We start from the raw sequence: 17,371 nt of genomic DNA on the forward strand, positions 1-17,371 counted from the left end.
GATCGAGATCGGCGCCTCCACCGTGGTCGTCTGGGAGCTGTCGGGATCCGGCGAGGACCGCCGGCGCCGCGCGCTGCGCCTGATCGGCGCCGGCTTCGCGCTGCTCGCCCTCTACCTGCTGGCGCAGTCCACGTGGGTGCTGGCCGCCGGCTTCCACCCCCGGCACTCACCAACGGGCATCGCCTGGACCGCGGGCACCTCGCTGGTGATGTTCGCCCTGGCCTACGGCAAGGCGGGCACCGGCGCGGCCCTGGGCAACCCCGTGCTGGCCGCCGAGGGCCGGGTCACCCTGGTCGACGGTCTGCTGGCCACCGCGGTACTGCTCGGGCTCGTCCTCAACGCCGCGGTCGGCTGGTGGTGGGCCGACCCGGCGGCCGGTTACGTCCTGGTCGTCTACGCGGCTCGTGAGGTGCGGGAGATCTTCGGTGCCGGCACGGCTGTTCCCGTGCACAAGGAAAAGCCGCCCTCTCGTGGATGAGAGAGCGGCCTGCGACCTGCCTCGAAGCTGGTCGGGACGACAGGATTTGAACCTGCGACCCCTTGACCCCCAGTCAAGTGCGCTACCAAGCTGCGCCACGTCCCGGTGCGTCTCGCGCGGTGAACCGCGTGATCGCGCAGGTCAACCTTACCGTACGGGCAACGGTGTTCGCGTCGGCCCGGCCCCCGGGTGCGGGGCCGGGCCGACGCCGTGCGTCAGCCTCGGGTGGCGGGCACGGCCTGCGGCTCCGTGGCCGCCGGGGCGTCCGTGGAGCTCGCCGCGGGGGTGAGCCGGCCGGAGCGGGCCACCGGCACGAGCAGCGCCGCGAGGGCCGCGCCCAGGCAGAGGACGGCCAGCAGCGCGAAGCCGTGGGTGTAGCCGGAGGCGTACGGCAGACCCGAGGGCTGGAGGTGGCCGGTGACCAGGACGCTGGTCACGGCGGCGCCGATGGAGCCGCCGATGGTGCGGATGTTGGCGTTCATGCCGGTCGCCGCGCCGGTCTGGGAGGCCGGCACGCTGCCTACGATCAGGTTGGCCATCGAGGCGAAGGCCAGTCCGATGCCGAGGCCGAACACCCCGGAGACCAGGGCGACTTGCCACTGCTCGTCGTGCCAGGCGGCGAGCATGCCGAGCGCGACGGCACCGAGCGCGGCACCGGCCGTCAGCAGGCTCTTGGCGCCCACGACCGGCTCCAGGCGGCCGCTGAGGATGCCGGAGAAGAACATGGTCACGAGCATGGGCAGCATCAGCAGGCCGGAGGCCGTGACACTGGCGCCGAAGCCGTATCCCGCGGAGCTGGGCGTCTGCACGAAGCCTGGCAGGAAGGACCACAGCGCGTACATGCCCGCGCCGAACAGCAGGGCCACGGTGTTGGTCGTCCACACGGCGGGCAGCCGCATGACGCGCAGGTCGATCAGCGGGGTGCGGGAGCGGGCCTCGGCCAGCAGCCACGCGGTGAACAGCACGGCCGCCGCGGCGAACAGGCCGATCACCTTGATCGAGCCCCAGCCCCAGGTGCCCGCCTGGCTCAGCGGCAGCAGCAGCGCCACCAGCCAGGCCGACAGCAGGCCCGCGCCCAGCCAGCTCACGCCGCCTTCGGCGCGGGTGGGCGACTCGGGGACGTAGCGCATCGCGATCAGGACGGTGGCCGCGACGACGGCGACGGGGATCCAGAAGAGCCAGCGGTAGTCGAGCGCGGAGACGATCGGCCCGGCGGCGACGATGCCGACGCCGCCGCCCGCGGCGATCACCGCGGACAGGTTGCTGATGTTGCCGCTGACCTGCGAGGCGTCGAACTCGTCGCGGATGATGCCGAAGGAGAGCGGGAAGAGCGCGCCGCCGACGCCCTGGACGACGCGGGCGACGATCAGGACGCCGATGGTCGGGGCGAGTGCGGCGACCAGGCAGCCGAGCAGCACGACGAACAGGACGGCGACGAGCGTGCGCTTCTTGCCGATCAGGTCGCCGACGCGGCCGAGGATCGGGGTGAAGACCGAGGCGGACAGCAGGTAGGCCGTCATCACCCAGGTCGCGGTGGACTGGGAGGTGTGCAGCGCGTGCTGGACCGTCGGCAGGGCCGGCGCTATCAGCGACTGCAGCATGGCGAACACACCGGCGCCGGTCGCGAGGACGGCGAAGGTGAGACGGGTGGACTTGCGGGGCATTGACGTGCCTCTCCGAAACGAACGGGGTGCGGCCGAGGTCCTCGGGCGCGGTCGTACGGGCCCGCGGCGCCTGCTGGGCACCTGGGGGCACGCCGACGGCCGCGGTGAGCGGTCGCGGAAAGGTAGGGATGTGCCGGGTGCGGCCGCACGGATCCGCGGCGATCGCACTCGCACTGGTAAAGTGGAGGTACCCCTCCACTGTAGCGGAGGCACACCTCCGTTTCAACCTCGTCCCGCCCGGGAGGCAGCAGTGTCGGCCCAGCCGTACCCCGTCCGTGAGCTCGTGGCGTCCCGGCGCCCGCACCGGAAGGACGCCGCGCGCAACTTCGACGCCCTGCTGGCGGCCGCGCGTGAGGCGTTCGCCGAGCACGGCGCCGAGGCGTCCCTGGAGGACATCGCCCGGCGCGCGGGCGTCGGCATCGGCACCCTGTACCGGAACTTCCCCTCCCGCCGCGAGCTGTTCGAGAGCGTCTACGCGGACGAGGTCAACGAACTCGTCCGGGTCGCCGAGGAGTTGGCCGACCGGGAGCCGTGGGAGGCGCTGACGTCCTGGCTCGCGCGGTTCACCGACTACATGGTGACCAAGCGGGCGGTGCGCGAGGCGCTGGACGAGGAGTCCGAGATCTTCGACGCCTGCCGCGAGTCGATGTACGCGGCGGGCGGCCCGCTGTTCGCCCGTGCGCAGAAGGCGGGCGTGGCCCGCAAGGACATGGACTTCGGCGACCTGATCCGCATGGTCGCGGGCATCACCGGCACGGTCTTCACCGACGACACCCAACGGGACCGGGTGCTGGCCATCGCGTTGGACGGGGTCCGGATCGGAGGCTGAAGCGGCCGGCGCACAAGCCCCCGGAGGCTGAGGCGCCGCCGGTGGTCTGTACCCCACGCCCTCGCCCACGCCCCGAGGTGCCGCAGCACCGCCGGCCCGGCCGGTTCTCGTCCTCCGACGGGACGAGGTGCGCGCCGGAGGCTAGGCGGCCCGGTGGAGGAGCGACCCTCCGCGGTCGCCATGGCTCACGCCCCCAGGCGCCGCAGCACCGCCGGCCCGGCCCGTTCGCGTCCTCCCGCCGGACGAGGGGCGCGCCGGGGGCTGACGCTGCCGGATGTCCAGACAGGCCGCTGGCGGACCCCGCCCCACGATCCCCCGGCTCACGCCCCGAGATACCGCAGTACCGCCAGCACCCGGCGGTTCGCGTCCTCCGAAGGGGGGAGGTTCAGCTTGGTGAAGACTGCGGCCACGTGCTTTTCCACCGTGCCGGGCGAGACCACCAGGGCCTGGGCGATGGCCGCGTTGGAGCGGCCCTCGGCCATGAGGGCCAGTACCTCGCTCTCGCGTGCCGTCAGTGTTCCGAGGGCCTCGGCGCCGCGGGCGGCGCCTGCGAGCTGGGTGACGACCTCGGGGTCGAGGGCCGTGCCGCCGCCTGCCACGCGCCGCAGGGCGTCGGCGAACTCGGCCACGTTCGCGACCCGGTCCTTGAGCAGATAGCCCACCCCGGCCGACCCCGCGGCCAGCAGTCTCGTCGCGTACTTCGTCTCGATGTACTGCGAGAACAGCAGCACCCCGGTGCCGGGGAACTCCTCGCGGACGGCGATCGCGGCGCGCAGCCCCTCGTCCGTGTGGGCGGGCGGCATCCGGATGTCCACGACGGCGACGTCCGGCCGGTGCTCGGCCACCGCCGCCCTCAGCGCGTCGGCGTCACCGACGGCGGCGCACACCTCGTGACCGCGGTCGGTGAGCATCAGGGCCAGCAACTCCCGTAGCACCGCGGCATCTTCGGCGATCACGACGCGCATGGCGGGCATGCTCTCACGGCGGTCGGCCTCCCGGTCGTCGGTCATGCGTGCAGCGGCAGGGAGATCGTCACGGCCGTGGGACCGCCCTCGGGGCTGCTGACGTCCAGGGTGCCGTCGACCGTGCGGGCCCGCTGCACGAGGCCCGTCAGCCCGCTGCCCGCACCGAGCGTCGCGCCGCCGTGGCCGTCGTCCGTCACCCGCAGGCGCAGCAGGCCGTCCTCCTGGGTGACGCGGAGGACCGCCCGGCGGGCACCGCTGTGCTTGATGACGTTGGTGAGGAGTTCGGCGGCGCAGAAGTAGGCGATGGTCTCGATCGCCGGGGTGGGCCGCTCGGGGACGTCCACGGCCAGCTCCACGGGTACGGCACTGCGCGCTGCCAGACTCGCGAGCGCGTCGGGCAGTCCCTCGTCCAGGACGGGCGGGTGGAGTCCGCGGGCCAGGTCGCGCAGTTCGGTGAGGGCTTCGGTGGCGTTGGTGTGGGCGGTCTCGATCAGCCGCCGCAGCCGCTCGGGATCGCCGACGGGTTCGCCCTGCGCGCCCAGCCGCTCCCTGGCCATGTCGAGGCTCATGGCCAGGGCGACGAGCCGTACCTGCGCGCCGTCGTGCAGGTCCCGCTCCAGGCGGCGCAGCAGGGCGGCCGAGTCGTCGACGGCCAGGGCGCGGGTCTCCTCCAAGTTCTTGACGCGCTGGGCGAGTTCACCCGGTCCCAGCAGCGCACGGACCAGCCAGCGGTCCACCGCGACGATGCCGCGGGTGAGCCAGGGGGCCGCGAGCAGCGTCGTGGCGCCGATCGCGGCGGCCACGAACGTTCCCGCGAAGTTCGTGCTGTGCGGGGCGCCGCCGCCGACCGGGACCGGGGTGATGGTCGCCATGCCCTCCCCGCCGGGGTGCGGGCGCTGGCCGAAGGCCGCCCAGCGCACGGGCGCGGACAGGTTGAGCAGGCCGGTGACCCACCAGCTCAGGGCGTAGTACTGGACGGCGGCGACGGGCAGCTTGACCAGCACGTACGCCACGGAGCGCCATCCGGCGGCGTCCCGCAGCCGCGCGTCGAGCCGGGTGAACGCCTTGCCCGCGGGCCGGAGCCGCGGGGGTGCCGGCACCCGCTCCCCCAGCAGCCGCGCGGCCAGCCGACGGTGCGCCGCGGCGAAGGCGCGCGCGAGCCCGGTCGCGGTGACGACGAGCAGCAGCCCGAGCACGGCCCCGACGAGGGAGACGGTGAAGGCGGCGCCGAGCGCGAGCAGCACGAGGACGAGGACGAACCCGACGAGCGCCACCGGAAGGCCGGCCAGGCAGTACGCGGCCTCGCTCCAGGCGCGGGCGGTGAGCGGGGCCCGCAGCACGGCCCACCGGCGAGCCGCCCCCGTACGTGTGTCGTGCATGGTCCCAGTGTCCCGTCCGCGCGTGCGGTGCGGTGGCACCTACACGTCCCGCCGTGCGAGGAGCCGTGCCCCCGCGCCGAGGACGGCCGCGACGTACAGGCACAGCATCGCGAACCCGGTCCACGGTGACAGGCATCCGGAGACCGGCTTCGACACGGCCAGGGAGTTCGCCGCGATCATGGTCGGGAAGAACTTCGCGACCGTGACCCCGGTCAGCCCGGCCAGCACCGCGGGCACGCCGTAGAGGACCCCGACCAGGAGCCCGACGGCGAGCGCCGTGTGCCGCACGATGGTCCCCAGGCCGAGCCCGATCAGGCCGACCAGGGCGAGGTAGACGCCGGACAGCAGGAGCGCACGCAGCACGCCCGGGTCGCCGAGCGCGGGCCGCGGCACGGCATCGGTCAGCGCGGACCGTCCGGCCAGGAACGTCACGAACGTGACGGCCTCGCCGACCGCGAGCGTGACCCCGCCGAGGACTCCGGCCTTGGCGGCGAGCAGGAGCGGCCGGTCGGGGATCGCGGCCAGCGTGGCGCGGATCGTGCCGGAGGAGTACTCGCCGGTGATCACGAGTACGCCGAGCACGCCGACGATCACCTGGCCGAGGGCGGTCCCGGCCAGCACGTTGTTCACCGGATCGAAGGTGTCCACGCGATCCGGGCCCGGCGCCTTGGTGTTGGCCATCGTGACGACCCCGATGGCGATCATTCCGGCCACGGTGGCGAGCAGCGCCCACATCGTCGAGCGCAGGCTGGCGAGTTTGATCCACTCCATGCGCGCGGCATGCGTGAACCGGTAGTGCCCGCGCGGAAGTTCGGTCTCCACGACGCTCACGGCTGCCTCCGGTGCTCGGCGGGGGCGGTGCCCCGGTACTCGGCGCCGCTCCCGGTGATCGCGAAGAACGCCTCCTCCAACGACCGTCCGCCCGCGGTCAGTTCGGCGACGCTGGTGTCGGCGAGCAGCCTGCCCTGCCCGATCACGATCAAGTGGTCGGCGGTGAGCGCCATTTCGCTGATGAGGTGGCTGGAGAGCAGGACGGTGCGGCCCTCGGCGGCGAGGGACCTCATCAGGGTGCGGATCCAGCGCACGCCCTCCGGGTCGAGCCCGTTGACCGGCTCGTCGAAGAGCAGGACGGCCGGGTCGCCCAGCAGCGCGGCACCGATGCCGAGGCGTTGGGCCATGCCGAGCGAGAAGCCGCCGGCGCGTTTGCGCGCCACGTCGGTGAGGCCGACGGTGTCCAGGACGGCGTCCACCCGGGTGCGGGGGATGCCGTTCGCGGCGGCCAGGGCCGTCAGGTGGGCCGCCGCGCTGCGGCCGGGATGGCTCGTGCGGGCCTCCAGCAGCGCGCCGACCTCGCGCAGCGGCCACCGTAGCTCGCGGTAGGCCCGGCCGTCGATGCGGGCGGTGCCCCGGTCGGGGCGGTCCAGGCCCATGATCAGGCGCAGGGTGGTGGACTTGCCGGACCCGTTGGGGCCGAGAAAGCCGGTGACGGCGCCCGGCCGGACGTCGAAGCCGAGGCCGTCGACGGCGAGGGCCGGCCCGTAGCGTTTGCTGAGACCGCGCGCTTCGATCATCGCTGCTCCTGGTGGCTGCCTGCGGACCACCGAGCCGGTGGCCGCGCCTGTGCCACCGAAGCTAGGCGCCAGGGCGGGCGCCCGGAATGCGGCCGGCCTCCGTCCTCAGCTGGGGGTTTTCCCCCAGCCCGCCGCCGCGACCGCGTCCACGACGACGTCGGCGACCCGCGCGGGCTGCTCGACCAGCACGGCGTGCCCGGCGTCGCGGACCGTGACCATGCGGACGTGCGGGCAGGCCTCCAGACCCCGCCGCTCGCCGTCCGTCAGCCCGATCTCGTCGTGGTCGCCGCGCACCACCCAGGCCGGGACGGCGGCCTCGCACAGGCGGGGGACCAGGGACGGGTGGCGGTCCAGATACTGGTAGTAGCGCCGTACGATCCGGCGGCAGACGGCCGGGTCGTTGGCGGCCATGTCCGCGGCCAGCACCTCGGCGCGGTGCGCGGGCAGTTCGCGTTTCATGGCCTTCGGCAGCAGCTTCAGCATGGCGGTCCAGGCCCCGATGCCGAGCACGGGCACCCGTCCCAGGGTGTTCATCACGGCCAGGAACTTCGCCTCGTCCGGGCGGGAGAAGGTCGGGGACAGCAGCACCAGCGGCCCCTGGAAGAGGCCCGTCGCCGCCATCTCGACGGCCACGTTCGCGCCGAGGCTGTGGCCCACGACGACGTCGCAGCCCGCATCGGCGGCGAACCGCGCCAGCAGCCGGGTGTAGGACTCCACGCTCACGTCCTCGGGCGCCGTGGTCCCGCCGAAGCCGGGCATGGTGACCGCGACCAACCCCAGCCCCTCCAGGGCGGGTTCGGCCATCACGTCCGCGTAGAACTCGGTCGAGCACAGCCCGCCCGGGATCATCATCACCCGGTGCGGTGCCTGCTCGGGGCCCGCACGCCGGACGTCCCAGCGCTCGCTCATACTCCGAGCGTGACGCCGGACGCCGGCCCGCGCATCCGCTGCGGGGGACCGGCGTCCCTCTCGTCCCCCCTGACCCGGGGACGGTCCCTGTTCAGTGCGCGGTGACCAGTTCCTGGTCGCTGGTGGCCGAGGTGCCGGAGCGCGCGGTGCGCAGGGCCGCGACGCCGATGAAGACCATGGACGAGACGCCGGCCAGGGCGAAGGCGGTGAAGCCCCAGTCGCCGTGGCCCGCGGCGAGGAGCTGGCCGCCGAGCCACGGGCCGAAGACGGCGCCGAAGCGGCCCATGCCGGAGGTCCAGCCGACGGCGGTGGCCCGGTTGTCCGGGGTGGAGCGGATGGAGACGGTCGCGTAGATCATCGTCTGGGCGCTGTTGAGGAAGACGCCGGTGAGGAAGACGACCAGCGTGGTGACGCCCATCGGCATGTGGACGCTGAGCAGGAAGACGCCGGCGGCGGTGAGCGCGAACCAGATCGCGGAGATGCGCGGGGCGCCGAATGTGTCGGCCGCGCGGCCGGCGATCAGCATGCCCACGATGCCGCCGAGGTTGAAGACGACGACGAAGGTCAGGGCGTTGGCGAGCTCGTAGCCCTGGGTGCGCATCAGGGTGGGCAGCCAGGTGGCGACGCCGTAGACCAGGAGGAGGCCGCCGAAGGAGGCGAGCCAGTGGAGCAGGGTCTGGATCCACTCGCCCCCGCGGAAGAGGCCGGCCAGGGCGTCCCAGCGGTCGGCGGCGGTCTTGCGGCCGCCGGCGGCGGGCAGGTCGACCTCGTAGCGGTCGGCCAGCGCGCGGGCCTCGTCGGTACGGCCCTTGGCGACGAGGAAGCTCAGCGACTCCGGCAGCAGCTTGACCAGCACCGGCGCGAAGACGAGCGGGACGACGCAGACCCAGAAGGCGGCGCGCCAGCCGACCGGGTCGACCAGCCACTTGGCCACGTACGCGGAGAGGATGCCGCCCGCGTGGTGCGCGGTCATCAGCAGGCCGATGACGATGGCTCCGCGGCCGCGGGGCGCGTAGTCGCCGACCATGCTGATCGCGGTGGGCAGCAGACCGCCCAGTCCGACGCCCGCAAGGGTCCGGCCGAGGCCGAAGACGGCGACGCTGCCGGATACCGCGCAGATCCCGGAGGCCAGCGAGAACAGCGTCACGCAGCCGATCATCAGCTTCTTGCGGCCGATCCGGTCCGCGACCGTTCCCGCGGCGAGCGCGCCGACCAGCATGCCGAAGGTGGCGTAGCTGCCGAGGTCGCCGGCCTGGTCGGCGGTGAGGCCGAAGGTCTTCGTCTCCAGCAGGTGCGGCAGGACGGAGCCGTAGATGAACATGTCGAGGCCGTCGAAGAGCACGGCCAGCCAGCACAGGCCGACGACCAGGAGGGCCAGTCTGCTGCCGCGGGCGGATGGAGCGAGGGGGGACATCTTCGTTCTTCCTCTCGTGCGGGGTGCGCCAGACGCTAAGGAGCCACGCCCGAGGAGTCAACGTTTTTGTCAACAATCTCATCGACAATCCAGGGACTCCCTGGACACGACGGCTTCGGGGGTGGCTCCTACGGCGCTCCGGGGGCGCTGTCAGGCGACCGGCGGCGTCCCGTGCGTGTGGAACGACTCGATGGTCTTCAGGCCCCAGGCCTGCCCCTTCTTGCGCTCCTCCTCGGTCCAGGTGATCAGCGGCCAGTCGGGCGCCAGGACGAGGCGGGTGAGCGGGTTGCACAGCTCGATGCGGTTGCCGCCCGGCTCGTAGACGTACAGGAAGAACGTCTGCTGGATGGCGTGCTTGTGCGGGCCCGTCTCGATGAACACGCCGCTGTCGATGGCGAGATCGGCGGCGCGCAGGACGTCCTCGCGGGTGTCGGTGGCGAAGGCGATGTGGTGCAGCCGGCCCTCGGAGCCGGTCCAGTCCTCCGTGTAGACGACGTCGTACGACTTGTTCGTGTACGTCAGCCAACGCGCCGCGATCCGGCCGGAGTCGAGCCGGATCTGCTCCGTGGCCCGGGCTCCCAGGACCTGTTGCTGGAACTCGGCGTTCGCCAGGACGTCGGCGGCCAGGAAGTTGATGTGGTCCAGGCGCCGCACGCCCACGCCCCGGTTGGGCTTGGCCTGCGGCTGGTTCTTGAGCGCCGGGCGCAGCTCCGGGGGTGCCTGGTAGTGCTCGCTCTCCCAGTACAGCGCGTGCTCGTGGCCGTCGGGGTCGGTGGTCAGATACAGCTTGCCGAGGCCAGGTTCGTCCTCGACCCAGGTGCCGCTGCCGCCCGCCTCCTCGACCGCCCTGACCCGGCGGTGCAGCGCCTCCTCGCCGGAGGTGCGCAGCGCGAGCCGGCCGAGGCCGGGCTGCTCGCGGGCGGTGAGGACCAGGCTGTGGTGCTCGTAGTCGTCGAAGGTCCGCAGATAGACCGTGCCGCCGTCCCGGCCGTTGACCGTGAGGCCGAGGTAGTCGGTGAAGAAGGCGACGCTGGCGTCCAGATCGGGGGTGAACAGCTGGGCGTGGCCGACGTGGGCGATGTCGCCGAGCGGCGGAGTCATCGTTGACCTCCTTGGGGGTGCGGGGGGATCGGCGCCGTCCCGGCGGACCGCGGGAAGACGGTCCCGTCGAAGATCTTCCGGGCGGTGCGGACCACGGCGGTGCGGCGGGCCGAGGGCAGGGCGCCGGCCGTGGTGGCGAGGCTGCTCTCGATGTCCAGGAATCCTGTGGGGTGTTCGACACGGACCCGGTCGTCGCCCGGGTCGACGTGCGCGAGGTCCGCGCCCACGCTGCCCTCGATCCGCAGCCCGGCGGCGACGCTGGCGGCGCCGAGCACGCCGATCGAGGTGTGGCAGCGGACCGGGATGAAGGTGCGCGTGGTGACCGCGCCGCCGTCGCGCGGCGGGGCGAGCAGCGTCAGCTTGGGCACGGTGGTGTCGGAGACGTCGCCGAGCCCCATCAGCCGGCCGGCCTCCAGGCGGATCCCGCGCAGCAGGTCGGCGAGCGCCAGGTCCTCCTCCAGGTCCTTGGGCGACTCGTAGCCGGTGACCTTCAGCGACGTGGCCTCGATGAGCACGGTGGGCATGCCGTTGTCCACGCAGGTCACGGGCACGCCGCCGATCTCGTCGCGGACGTTGCCGGTGGGCAGCAGCGGGTTCGCGCTCGGCGGGAACTCGATCACCACGGCGGCGGCCGTCCCGGGCACGCCCGAGATCTCGGCGTCGCCCGTGTAGTCCACGCGGCCACCCGGGGTGGGGAAGGTCGCGGTGGCGTAGTCGCCGGAGTTGACCATGCGGATGCGGACGGAGGTGCGCTCCCCCGCCACCGGGACCAGTCCGCGTTCGACGGCGAACGGCCCTACGCCCGCGAGGAGGTTGCCGCAGTTCTGACGGTCACTCACCTCCGGCCGGTCGACCGCGACTTGCAGGAAGAGGTAGTCGACGTCGGCGCGCGGGTCGTCCGAGAGGGAGACGACGGCCACCTTGCTGGTGAGCGGATGCGCGCCGCCCAGGCCGTCGATCTGCCGGTCGTCCGGGCTGCCCATCAGGCGCAGCAGCAGCTCGTCGCGCAGGGCGGGTTCGGCGGGCAGGTCGGCGGCGAGGAAGTAGGCACCCTTGGAGGTGCCGCCGCGCATCAGCAGACAGGGCAGCTCCTCGCTCACGACCGTGCCCCCTCATGCTCCTCGTACGTGCGGTACTCGACGCCGAGTTCCTTGAGCTTCTCGCGCAAGTTGTAGCGGTCCAGGCCGAGTTGGCCCTCCAGGAAGGCGGCGCGGGATCGGGCCTCCTTGGCCTCGCGGGCCTCGGACCGCTCGACCGTCTCGCGGGCGCGCTCGCGCGGGACGACGACCACGCCGTCGTCGTCGGCGAGGATCACGTCGCCGGGGCGGATCACCTGGCCGTCGATCGCGACCGGCACGTTGACCGAGCCGCCGGTGGCCTTGACGGTGCCCTGCGCGGAGACGGCGCGGGACCAGGCGGCGAAGCCCATCTCGCGCAGCGCCTGGGTGTCGCGGATGCCGGCGTTGATGATCAGGCCCTTGACGCCCCGCCGGTGCAGCGCGGTGGCGAACAGCTCGCCGAACATGCCGTCGGTGGACGGGGAGGTGGTGGTGACGACGAGGAGGTCGCCCTCGCCGCACTGCTCCACGGCAGCGTGGATCATGAGGTTGTCGCCGGGCCAGCTCAGCACGGTGACGGCCGTGCCGGCGACGCGTACGCCCTGCTGGATGGGGCGGATCTCCGGGCCGAGCAGGCCGGTGCGGCCCATCGCCTCGCTGACGGTGGCCACGCCGTAGCCGGCCAGCGCCTCGACGTCCTTGGCGTCGGCCTTCGGGGGGTTGGTGACGATGACGCCGCTCATGCCAGCTCCTTCGCGATCTGCGGGTAGGGGCGCATGTACGCCTCGGCCATGGTCTTGTGGGCGAGCCCCAGGTTGGGGCCGGCGTTGCGCTTGAGCTGCACGCCGCGGCGTACCGCGAGGTCGGTGTAGTAGTCCCACAGGTGCTGCTGGGCGCCCAGGCACTCCATCGCCTTGCGCTTGGTGTCCCAGACGTCGGTGATGTCGAGCAGCACCTCGGGCCGGAAGCCGCTCATCTCGGGCTGGTGCGGCTCGAAGTAGAAGACCGGCGGGGCGCCGATGATGTCGCCCGCGCCCGGGTAGCCGATGGCCTGCGCGAGGATACGGGCCTCGATCGCCATGCGGTTGGCGGCCGGGTGGTCGCCGTTGTACGGGTCCTCGACGGGGTGGGTGAGCACGACGTCGGGCTGGGTGTCGCGGTAGACGGCGACCAGTCGGTCCGTCAGCTCGGCGGTGGCCACCAGCGGGTAGTCGCCGGCGTCGAAGAAGCGGACCTCGGCGCCGAGGGTGGCCGCGGCGCGCTCGGCCTCGTCCCGGCGTATCGCCTTGATCTCCTCCAGCTTCCTGCCCTCGCGCCACGCCTTGGCGGACTCGCCGCGCTCGCCGAAGGTCAGACAGGCGACGATGACCTTCTCGCCGCGGGAGGCGGCCAGGGCGATGGCGCCGCCCGCTCTCCACACGAAGTCCCCGGCGTGCGCGGTGACCACGAGTGTGGAACGCGGGCCGGCGGGCGCGTTGGCCTGAGTCATTACTGCTCTCTCCTTGCTGGACAGGTGGGCGCCCGCCTCCCCCACGTCCGGCGCGTGTGCGTCAGTCGCGCAGCGCCTCGATCACGCTGGTGAGGTGGGCGCGGACGGCCGTCTCGGCCGCCTGCGGGTCCCTGGTCCCGATCGCCTCGATCATCGCCAGATGCTCGTTCAGGGAGTGCTGCGGACGGCCGGGGCGCAGCGCCAACTGGAAGCGGTGGCGCACCAGTTGGGCGTTCAGCCGCTCCAGCAGGTCCACCGCCGTGCGCTGGCCGGAGAACTCCCGGACCTTGGTGTGCAGCTCCTGGTTGAGCTCGGAGTAGGTCACCGGCTCACCGTCGGCCACGGCCTTGGTCATCGCCGTGCCCAGCTCGGTCAGCTCGGCGAGCTGCTCGTCGCTGGCCAGGGTGGCCGCCTTCGCCGCGCACAGTCCCTCCAGGACCATGCGGCACTCGGTGATGGCGACCGCCTCCTCGACGGTCACCACCCGTACCCGCGAGCCGCGGTTGCGGATCCGCTCGACGAGGCCCTGGGCCTCCAGATCGATGAGTGCCGCACGGATGCTGGCCCGTGTCACACCGAACTGCTCGGCGAGTTCGTTCTCCACCAGCCGCTGCGCCGGTGCCATCTCGCCGTGCAGGATCGCCTGCCGCAGCTGCGCGAGCGCGTGCTGCTTGGCCTGCTCCCCGGTGCTCGGACGGGCTTCCTTCGGCATCCTTGCCCTCCCTGAGTGAGTGCCTGTCGAACCTAAATCTAGCCAAACAAGATTGTCAACAATTTTGTCTGCCGTATTGCGGGCATGGCTGGGCCAGGATGAGGTCCATCAGGACCCGCGGGCCGGGTCAGAGTCCGGGAAACTCCGGCGGCCCGCCCTCGTACGCCGCCCGCAGCACCGCGAGCGCGTTCTCCGCCGTGACCGGACGCGGATTGGCGTACGCCTGGCCCACCGTCTCGGCGGCCGCCTCCGCCAAGTCCGTCTCCTTCAGGCCCAGTTCGGCCAGCGAGCGGGGCGCGTCCAGCCGCGCGGCCAGGGACTGCAGGGCGTGCGCGGGGTCGGTGGCGGACAGGGCGCGGGCCAGCGCGGCGGCCGCCTCCCGGGCCGCGGGGGCGTTGAAGGCGAGGGCGTAGGGCAGGACCACCGTGTGCGTCTCGGAGTGCGGCAGGTTGAAGGTGCCCCCCAGGACGTGGCACAGCTTGTGGTGCAGGCCCATGGTGGTGGCGCCGAGGCACGAGCCGCACAGCCAGGCCCCGTACAGGGCGCGGCCCCGGGCCTCCAGCGAGTCCGGGCGGTTCGCCACCGCGGGCAGGGCGCCGGCCATGGCCCGTACGCCCTCCTCGGCCATCAGCGCGACCAGGGGCGAGGTGTCGGGGGCGTAGAGCGCCTCGACGGCGTGGGCGATGGCGTTGATGCCGCTGGTGGCGGAGAGCGGCGCGGGCAGGGAGACGGTGAGTTCGGGGTCGTAGACGACGCTGCGCGGCAGGACGACGGGGTCGCGGCCGGTGCGCTTGGCGCCGTGTTCGGTCAGGCCCCACACCGGGGTCATCTCGGAGCCGGAGTAGGTGGAGGGCACCGCGATCAGCGGCAGGCCGGTGCGCAGCGCGATCGCCTTGCCGAGGCCGATCGAGGAGCCGCCGCCGACCGCCACGCAGCCGTCGGCGCCCGCCGCGCGGGCCACCTCGACGCCACGGTCGGCGACTTCGGCGGGGACGTGCATCCGGGCGCCGTCGTGCAGGCCCACGCAGGCGGGCCCGAGTGAGTCGGCGACCGCGCGTGCGGTGGCCGCGCCGCGGCTGCCGCACACCACCAGCAGCCGGCGCAGGCCGAGCGCGGCGGCCTCGCCGGGGGTCGCGTTGGTGGCGGCGCCGGGCCGGAAGACGACCCGCACCGGCCGGGACTCGTAGGAGAAGTCCAGGACGTCCTTCACGACCGCTCCAGCACGAGGTCGAAGCGGGCGTGCCGGAAGGGGTTCTCGACGCCGAACTCCCCTGCCAGGGAAGGATCGTCCGTCCTGGCGAAGTCCTTGACGAGGCTCGGCTTGACGGCGAACACGGCGTCGGAGTCGAGGTAGTCGGTGCCCGCGACGAAGATGTGCGTGGTGACCGGCACGTGTCCCTCGGCGGAGGCGATGAAGTGGACGTGGGCCGGGCGGTAGGGGTGGCGGCCGGTCGCCCGCAGCAGGCCGCCGACCGGGCCGTCCGTCGGGATCGGGTACGGGCTCGGCACGCAGGTGCGGAACCAGAAGCGGCCCTCGGCGTCCGCGGTGAACAGTCCGCGGCCGTTGCCCGGCGGCTGCACGTCCGGGCGCTGGACGTCGTAGAAGCCGTTGCCGTCGGCCTGCCAGACGTCGATCACCGCGCCCGGCAGGGGAGTTCCGTCCCGGGACAGGACCCGTCCGCTGACCACGCAGGGCTCGCCGCCGCCCACCAGGTCGATGTCCGCGCCCAGTTCGCGCGCCGGGGACTCGGTCATGTGGAAGGGACCGAGGACCGTGGACTCGGTGGCGCCGGCGGCACGGTCGCCGTTGATCGTCTCGACGAGCATCGACAGGCCGAGCACGTCGGACAGGAGGATGAACTCCTGCCGGGTGTCCGTGCAGGTCTGCCCGGTCCTGGTGAGGAAGGCGACGGCCTTCTCCCACTCCTCCTGCGTCAGCCGCGTCTCGCGCGCGAAGGCGTGCAGATGGCGGACGAGGCCGGTGAGCAGGTCGCGCAGCCGCGGGTCGGCGGTGCCGGCCAGGCTGCCGACGGCCTCGTCGGTGACGGTCGATTCGGGGGCGACCGGTCCGGAGGCGGTCGTCCCGCTCCCGGTCGTCCCGGTGGTCGTGCCGGTGGCGTCGGTGGTCATGGCAGCTCCCTTCCCGGGTGCGCGGCTCAACCGAACCAGACGGTGAGCCGTACGTGTTCCTCGCCGTGCTCGGCCGCGAGGTGCCGCATGGCGCCCCACACCTCAGCCCAGCATCCCTCGTCCGGCGGGGCGAGCATGCGGGCGGTGAGGACCACGGGCCGGTAGACCGCGCCGTCGAGGTGGACCTCGGCGCCGGGCGGCCACTCCGGCGGGGCGAGCAGCAGGCCGCCGCCGCCGAAGACCTCGCCGGCGGCCGTGCGCAGGGTGGGCGTCACCCGTACGAGGTGCTCGCCGGCGGGGTCCGAGCGGTGCGTCCAGTACCAGGCGGGCCGGGAGGCCAGCGGCTCGTCCCAGTCGACCGCGCCGGCCTCGGCCCAGCTCAGGTGCGTGTGGCTGTGCTGGTGATCGCCGAACGCGGCCTCCCGCACCGGGTCCGACACGTCGTCGGGCAGCCCGCGGTCGGCGAAGAGCGGGCGCTCCACGTCTCCGGTCCCGCGCACGCCGAACAGGCAGTCCCAGGCGACGTAGTCGCGCGGCGGGCTGAAGTCCAGCAGATCGAACTCCATCCGCCAGCGTCCGTCGGCGCGGCGGCTTTCGATGGCACCATCCATGTCCGTCCCCACGCGGCAGACCTTATGGCAGGACGACCGGTCCGTGACGCCATCATTTGATGATCGCGTTCGCCACGACCACGATCACGCCGAGCAGCGCGTCCACCACGCCGGTGCCGACGGCCACGGGCCAGGTGCGGTGCGAGCCGCGGGCGGTCACCAGGCCGAGCGTGAACAGCAGCACGATGTTCAGCACGAACGCCGCGTACTCCACCCCTTTGGGCGGCCACCAGCCCCATCCGGCGCCCGCCAGCAGCACCACGGTGGGCAGGACGGCGGCGATCAGGGGCCATTCGCCGGCGAGGGCGCGCAGGGCGTCCCAGCGGCGGTGCGGTTCGCGTTCGGCGATGTAGTGGGCGTAGCCGTGGGCGAGGGCGGAGGCCAGTGCCGTGACCAGCAGCCACAGGGCGTCGTAGCGGCGGCTGGCGCGGGAGGTGTGGCCGTACTGGGACAGCGCCGCGACCATCGAGCAGGCCAGCACGGAGCCGTAGACGCCGCCGAAGAGGACGGCCTCGCGGGTGTCGTGGCCCCGGCGGGCGGCGACGGACGTACCGGGGTCCGCCGTGGAGTCGGCCATGCCCTCCACGATCACCCGGGTCCGGGCGGTGCGCCAGTTCGCGGCCGCCGCGACGAAGTGTCCCCCCACCTGGACCGATACCGCACACAGTGTCCACGCACGGCCGGCGGGCGCGCTGGTTAGGGTCGCGTCATGACCCACAGCTTCGTTGTGCACGTCCCGGACGCCGAGCTCGAGCCGGAGCCGCTCGACCCGGAGCAGATCGTCTCCGGTACGCCGGAGGTGACCGGCAAGGTCGTCTGGGAGTCGGCGGACGGCAGGCAGATCCGCGGGATCTGGCAGATCACGCCGGGCGTCGTCACCGACACCGAGGCGGACGAGCTGTTCGTCGTGCTCAGCGGATCGGCGACCATCGACTTCGAGGGCGGCCCGACGCTGCGGGTGGGGCCCGGGGACCTGGCCGTGCTGCGCGAGGGCGACCGGACGACGTGGACGGTGCACGAGACGCTGCGCAAGGCGTACGCCATCAACCTCTGAGCCCCTG

19 protein-coding genes and 1 tRNA gene are annotated in these 17,371 nt (G+C 73.1%); 3 read left to right on the forward strand and 17 right to left on the reverse strand.

Features of this window, described 5'->3' with window-relative positions:
* Positions 1-478, forward strand: a 478-nt coding sequence (locus ACFU97_RS30430) for a cation transporter (RefSeq protein WP_384262945.1), incomplete at its 5' end; no start/stop codon positions are given.
* Positions 479-506: 28 nt separating this feature from the next.
* Here ACFU97_RS30430 and ACFU97_RS30435 read toward each other — a convergent pair.
* Both ACFU97_RS30435 and ACFU97_RS30440 read right to left on the reverse strand, forming a co-directional pair.
* Positions 507-583: transfer RNA gene (locus ACFU97_RS30435), tRNA-Pro, on the reverse strand.
* 110 nt (positions 584-693) lie between these two features.
* Positions 694-2,142 carry an MFS transporter gene (locus ACFU97_RS30440; protein WP_384262948.1) on the reverse strand — a complete coding sequence of 483 codons (1,449 nt, stop codon included), beginning with the start codon at positions 2,140-2,142 and terminating at the stop codon, positions 694-696.
* 250 nt (positions 2,143-2,392) lie between these two features.
* Between ACFU97_RS30440 and ACFU97_RS30445 the strand changes: the two genes are divergently transcribed.
* A complete protein-coding gene (locus ACFU97_RS30445) occupies positions 2,393-2,971 on the forward strand; it encodes a TetR/AcrR family transcriptional regulator (RefSeq protein WP_384262950.1) in 579 nt (192 codons plus the stop codon).
* Between the two features lie 320 nt (positions 2,972-3,291).
* Here the strand turns inward: ACFU97_RS30445 and ACFU97_RS30450 are convergent, their stop codons facing one another.
* From ACFU97_RS30450 to ACFU97_RS30520, 15 genes are all read right to left on the reverse strand, one after another.
* Positions 3,292-3,936, reverse strand: coding sequence for a response regulator transcription factor (locus tag ACFU97_RS30450; RefSeq protein WP_384263033.1), 645 nt, complete (start codon positions 3,934-3,936; stop codon positions 3,292-3,294).
* A 41-nt stretch (positions 3,937-3,977) separates the two neighbouring features.
* A complete protein-coding gene (locus tag ACFU97_RS30455) occupies positions 3,978-5,315 on the reverse strand; it encodes a sensor domain-containing protein (RefSeq protein WP_384262953.1) in 1,338 nt (445 codons plus the stop codon).
* Positions 5,316-5,354: 39 nt separating this feature from the next.
* Positions 5,355-6,146: an ABC transporter permease gene (locus tag ACFU97_RS30460; RefSeq protein WP_384262956.1), complete on the reverse strand. Its 792-nt coding sequence runs from the start codon at positions 6,144-6,146 to the stop codon at positions 5,355-5,357.
* Positions 6,143-6,886, reverse strand: coding sequence for an ABC transporter ATP-binding protein (locus ACFU97_RS30465; RefSeq protein ID WP_384262958.1), 744 nt, complete (start codon positions 6,884-6,886; stop codon positions 6,143-6,145). Before ACFU97_RS30465 ends, ACFU97_RS30460 begins: the two co-directional genes overlap by 4 nt.
* A 105-nt stretch (positions 6,887-6,991) precedes the next feature.
* Entirely contained in the window at positions 6,992-7,795 is an 804-nt protein-coding gene (locus ACFU97_RS30470) for an alpha/beta fold hydrolase (protein ID WP_384262961.1), read from the reverse strand.
* A 91-nt stretch (positions 7,796-7,886) separates the two neighbouring features.
* On the reverse strand, positions 7,887-9,209 hold the full coding sequence (locus tag ACFU97_RS30475; protein ID WP_384262963.1) for an MFS transporter: 1,323 nt from the start codon (positions 9,207-9,209) through the stop codon (positions 7,887-7,889).
* A 150-nt stretch (positions 9,210-9,359) separates the two neighbouring features.
* Positions 9,360-10,310, reverse strand: coding sequence for a catechol 2,3-dioxygenase (locus ACFU97_RS30480; protein WP_384262965.1), 951 nt, complete (start codon positions 10,308-10,310; stop codon positions 9,360-9,362).
* Positions 10,307-11,410, reverse strand: a complete 1,104-nt coding sequence (locus ACFU97_RS30485) for a 4-oxalomesaconate tautomerase (protein ID WP_384262968.1) — start codon at positions 11,408-11,410, stop codon at positions 10,307-10,309. Before ACFU97_RS30485 ends, ACFU97_RS30480 begins: the two co-directional genes overlap by 4 nt.
* Positions 11,407-12,111, reverse strand: a complete 705-nt coding sequence (locus ACFU97_RS30490) for a 4-carboxy-4-hydroxy-2-oxoadipate aldolase/oxaloacetate decarboxylase (protein WP_384262970.1) — start codon at positions 12,109-12,111, stop codon at positions 11,407-11,409. Before ACFU97_RS30490 ends, ACFU97_RS30485 begins: the two co-directional genes overlap by 4 nt.
* Positions 12,108-12,857 carry a PIG-L deacetylase family protein gene (locus tag ACFU97_RS30495; protein ID WP_384262973.1) on the reverse strand — a complete coding sequence of 250 codons (750 nt, stop codon included), beginning with the start codon at positions 12,855-12,857 and terminating at the stop codon, positions 12,108-12,110. The genes ACFU97_RS30490 and ACFU97_RS30495 overlap by 4 nt, the downstream gene beginning before the upstream one ends.
* 61 nt (positions 12,858-12,918) lie before the next feature.
* Complete coding sequence (locus tag ACFU97_RS30500) at positions 12,919-13,569, reverse strand: GntR family transcriptional regulator (RefSeq protein ID WP_384262975.1); 651 nt, start codon at positions 13,567-13,569, stop codon at positions 12,919-12,921.
* A gap of 127 nt (positions 13,570-13,696) precedes the next feature.
* Complete coding sequence (locus ACFU97_RS30505; RefSeq protein WP_384262978.1) at positions 13,697-14,779, reverse strand: maleylacetate reductase; 1,083 nt, start codon at positions 14,777-14,779, stop codon at positions 13,697-13,699.
* The gene (locus ACFU97_RS30510) at positions 14,776-15,699 is read right to left on the reverse strand and encodes an intradiol ring-cleavage dioxygenase (RefSeq protein ID WP_384262981.1); all 924 of its coding nucleotides are present in this window, start codon (positions 15,697-15,699) and stop codon (positions 14,776-14,778) included. Before ACFU97_RS30510 ends, ACFU97_RS30505 begins: the two co-directional genes overlap by 4 nt.
* A 26-nt stretch (positions 15,700-15,725) precedes the next feature.
* On the reverse strand, positions 15,726-16,310 hold the full coding sequence (locus ACFU97_RS30515) for a hypothetical protein (protein ID WP_384262983.1): 585 nt from the start codon (positions 16,308-16,310) through the stop codon (positions 15,726-15,728).
* 52 nt (positions 16,311-16,362) lie between these two features.
* On the reverse strand, positions 16,363-16,887 hold the full coding sequence (locus ACFU97_RS30520) for a hypothetical protein (protein WP_384263036.1): 525 nt from the start codon (positions 16,885-16,887) through the stop codon (positions 16,363-16,365).
* Between the two features lie 132 nt (positions 16,888-17,019).
* Here ACFU97_RS30520 and ACFU97_RS30525 point away from each other — a divergent pair, with 132 nt between their 5' ends.
* On the forward strand, positions 17,020-17,364 hold the full coding sequence (locus ACFU97_RS30525; protein WP_384262985.1) for a cupin domain-containing protein: 345 nt from the start codon (positions 17,020-17,022) through the stop codon (positions 17,362-17,364).
* Positions 17,365-17,371 lie beyond the last annotated feature (7 nt).

The organism is Streptomyces sp. NPDC057616 (genome assembly GCF_042800575.1).
Lineage (GTDB): Bacteria > Actinomycetota > Actinomycetes > Streptomycetales > Streptomycetaceae > Streptomyces.

Coding starts and splice junctions, on each gene's coding strand:
- ACFU97_RS30510 (WP_384262981.1), bottom strand. CDS start 15,699: ATGACCACCGACGCCACCGGCACGACCACCGGGACGACCGGGAGCGGG.
- ACFU97_RS30450 (WP_384263033.1), bottom strand. CDS start 3,936: ATGCGCGTCGTGATCGCCGAAGATGCCGCGGTGCTACGGGAGTTGCTG.
- ACFU97_RS30480 (WP_384262965.1), bottom strand. CDS start 10,310: ATGACTCCGCCGCTCGGCGACATCGCCCACGTCGGCCACGCCCAGCTG.
- ACFU97_RS30515 (WP_384262983.1), bottom strand. CDS start 16,310: ATGGATGGTGCCATCGAAAGCCGCCGCGCCGACGGACGCTGGCGGATG.
- ACFU97_RS30470 (WP_384262961.1), bottom strand. CDS start 7,795: ATGAGCGAGCGCTGGGACGTCCGGCGTGCGGGCCCCGAGCAGGCACCG.
- ACFU97_RS30490 (WP_384262970.1), bottom strand. CDS start 12,111: ATGAGCGGCGTCATCGTCACCAACCCCCCGAAGGCCGACGCCAAGGAC.
- ACFU97_RS30500 (WP_384262975.1), bottom strand. CDS start 13,569: ATGCCGAAGGAAGCCCGTCCGAGCACCGGGGAGCAGGCCAAGCAGCAC.
- ACFU97_RS30525 (WP_384262985.1), top strand. CDS start 17,020: ATGACCCACAGCTTCGTTGTGCACGTCCCGGACGCCGAGCTCGAGCCG.
- ACFU97_RS30455 (WP_384262953.1), bottom strand. CDS start 5,315: ATGCACGACACACGTACGGGGGCGGCTCGCCGGTGGGCCGTGCTGCGG.
- ACFU97_RS30465 (WP_384262958.1), bottom strand. CDS start 6,886: ATGATCGAAGCGCGCGGTCTCAGCAAACGCTACGGGCCGGCCCTCGCC.
- ACFU97_RS30520 (WP_384263036.1), bottom strand. CDS start 16,887: ATGGCCGACTCCACGGCGGACCCCGGTACGTCCGTCGCCGCCCGCCGG.
- ACFU97_RS30495 (WP_384262973.1), bottom strand. CDS start 12,857: ATGACTCAGGCCAACGCGCCCGCCGGCCCGCGTTCCACACTCGTGGTC.
- ACFU97_RS30440 (WP_384262948.1), bottom strand. CDS start 2,142: ATGCCCCGCAAGTCCACCCGTCTCACCTTCGCCGTCCTCGCGACCGGC.
- ACFU97_RS30475 (WP_384262963.1), bottom strand. CDS start 9,209: ATGTCCCCCCTCGCTCCATCCGCCCGCGGCAGCAGACTGGCCCTCCTG.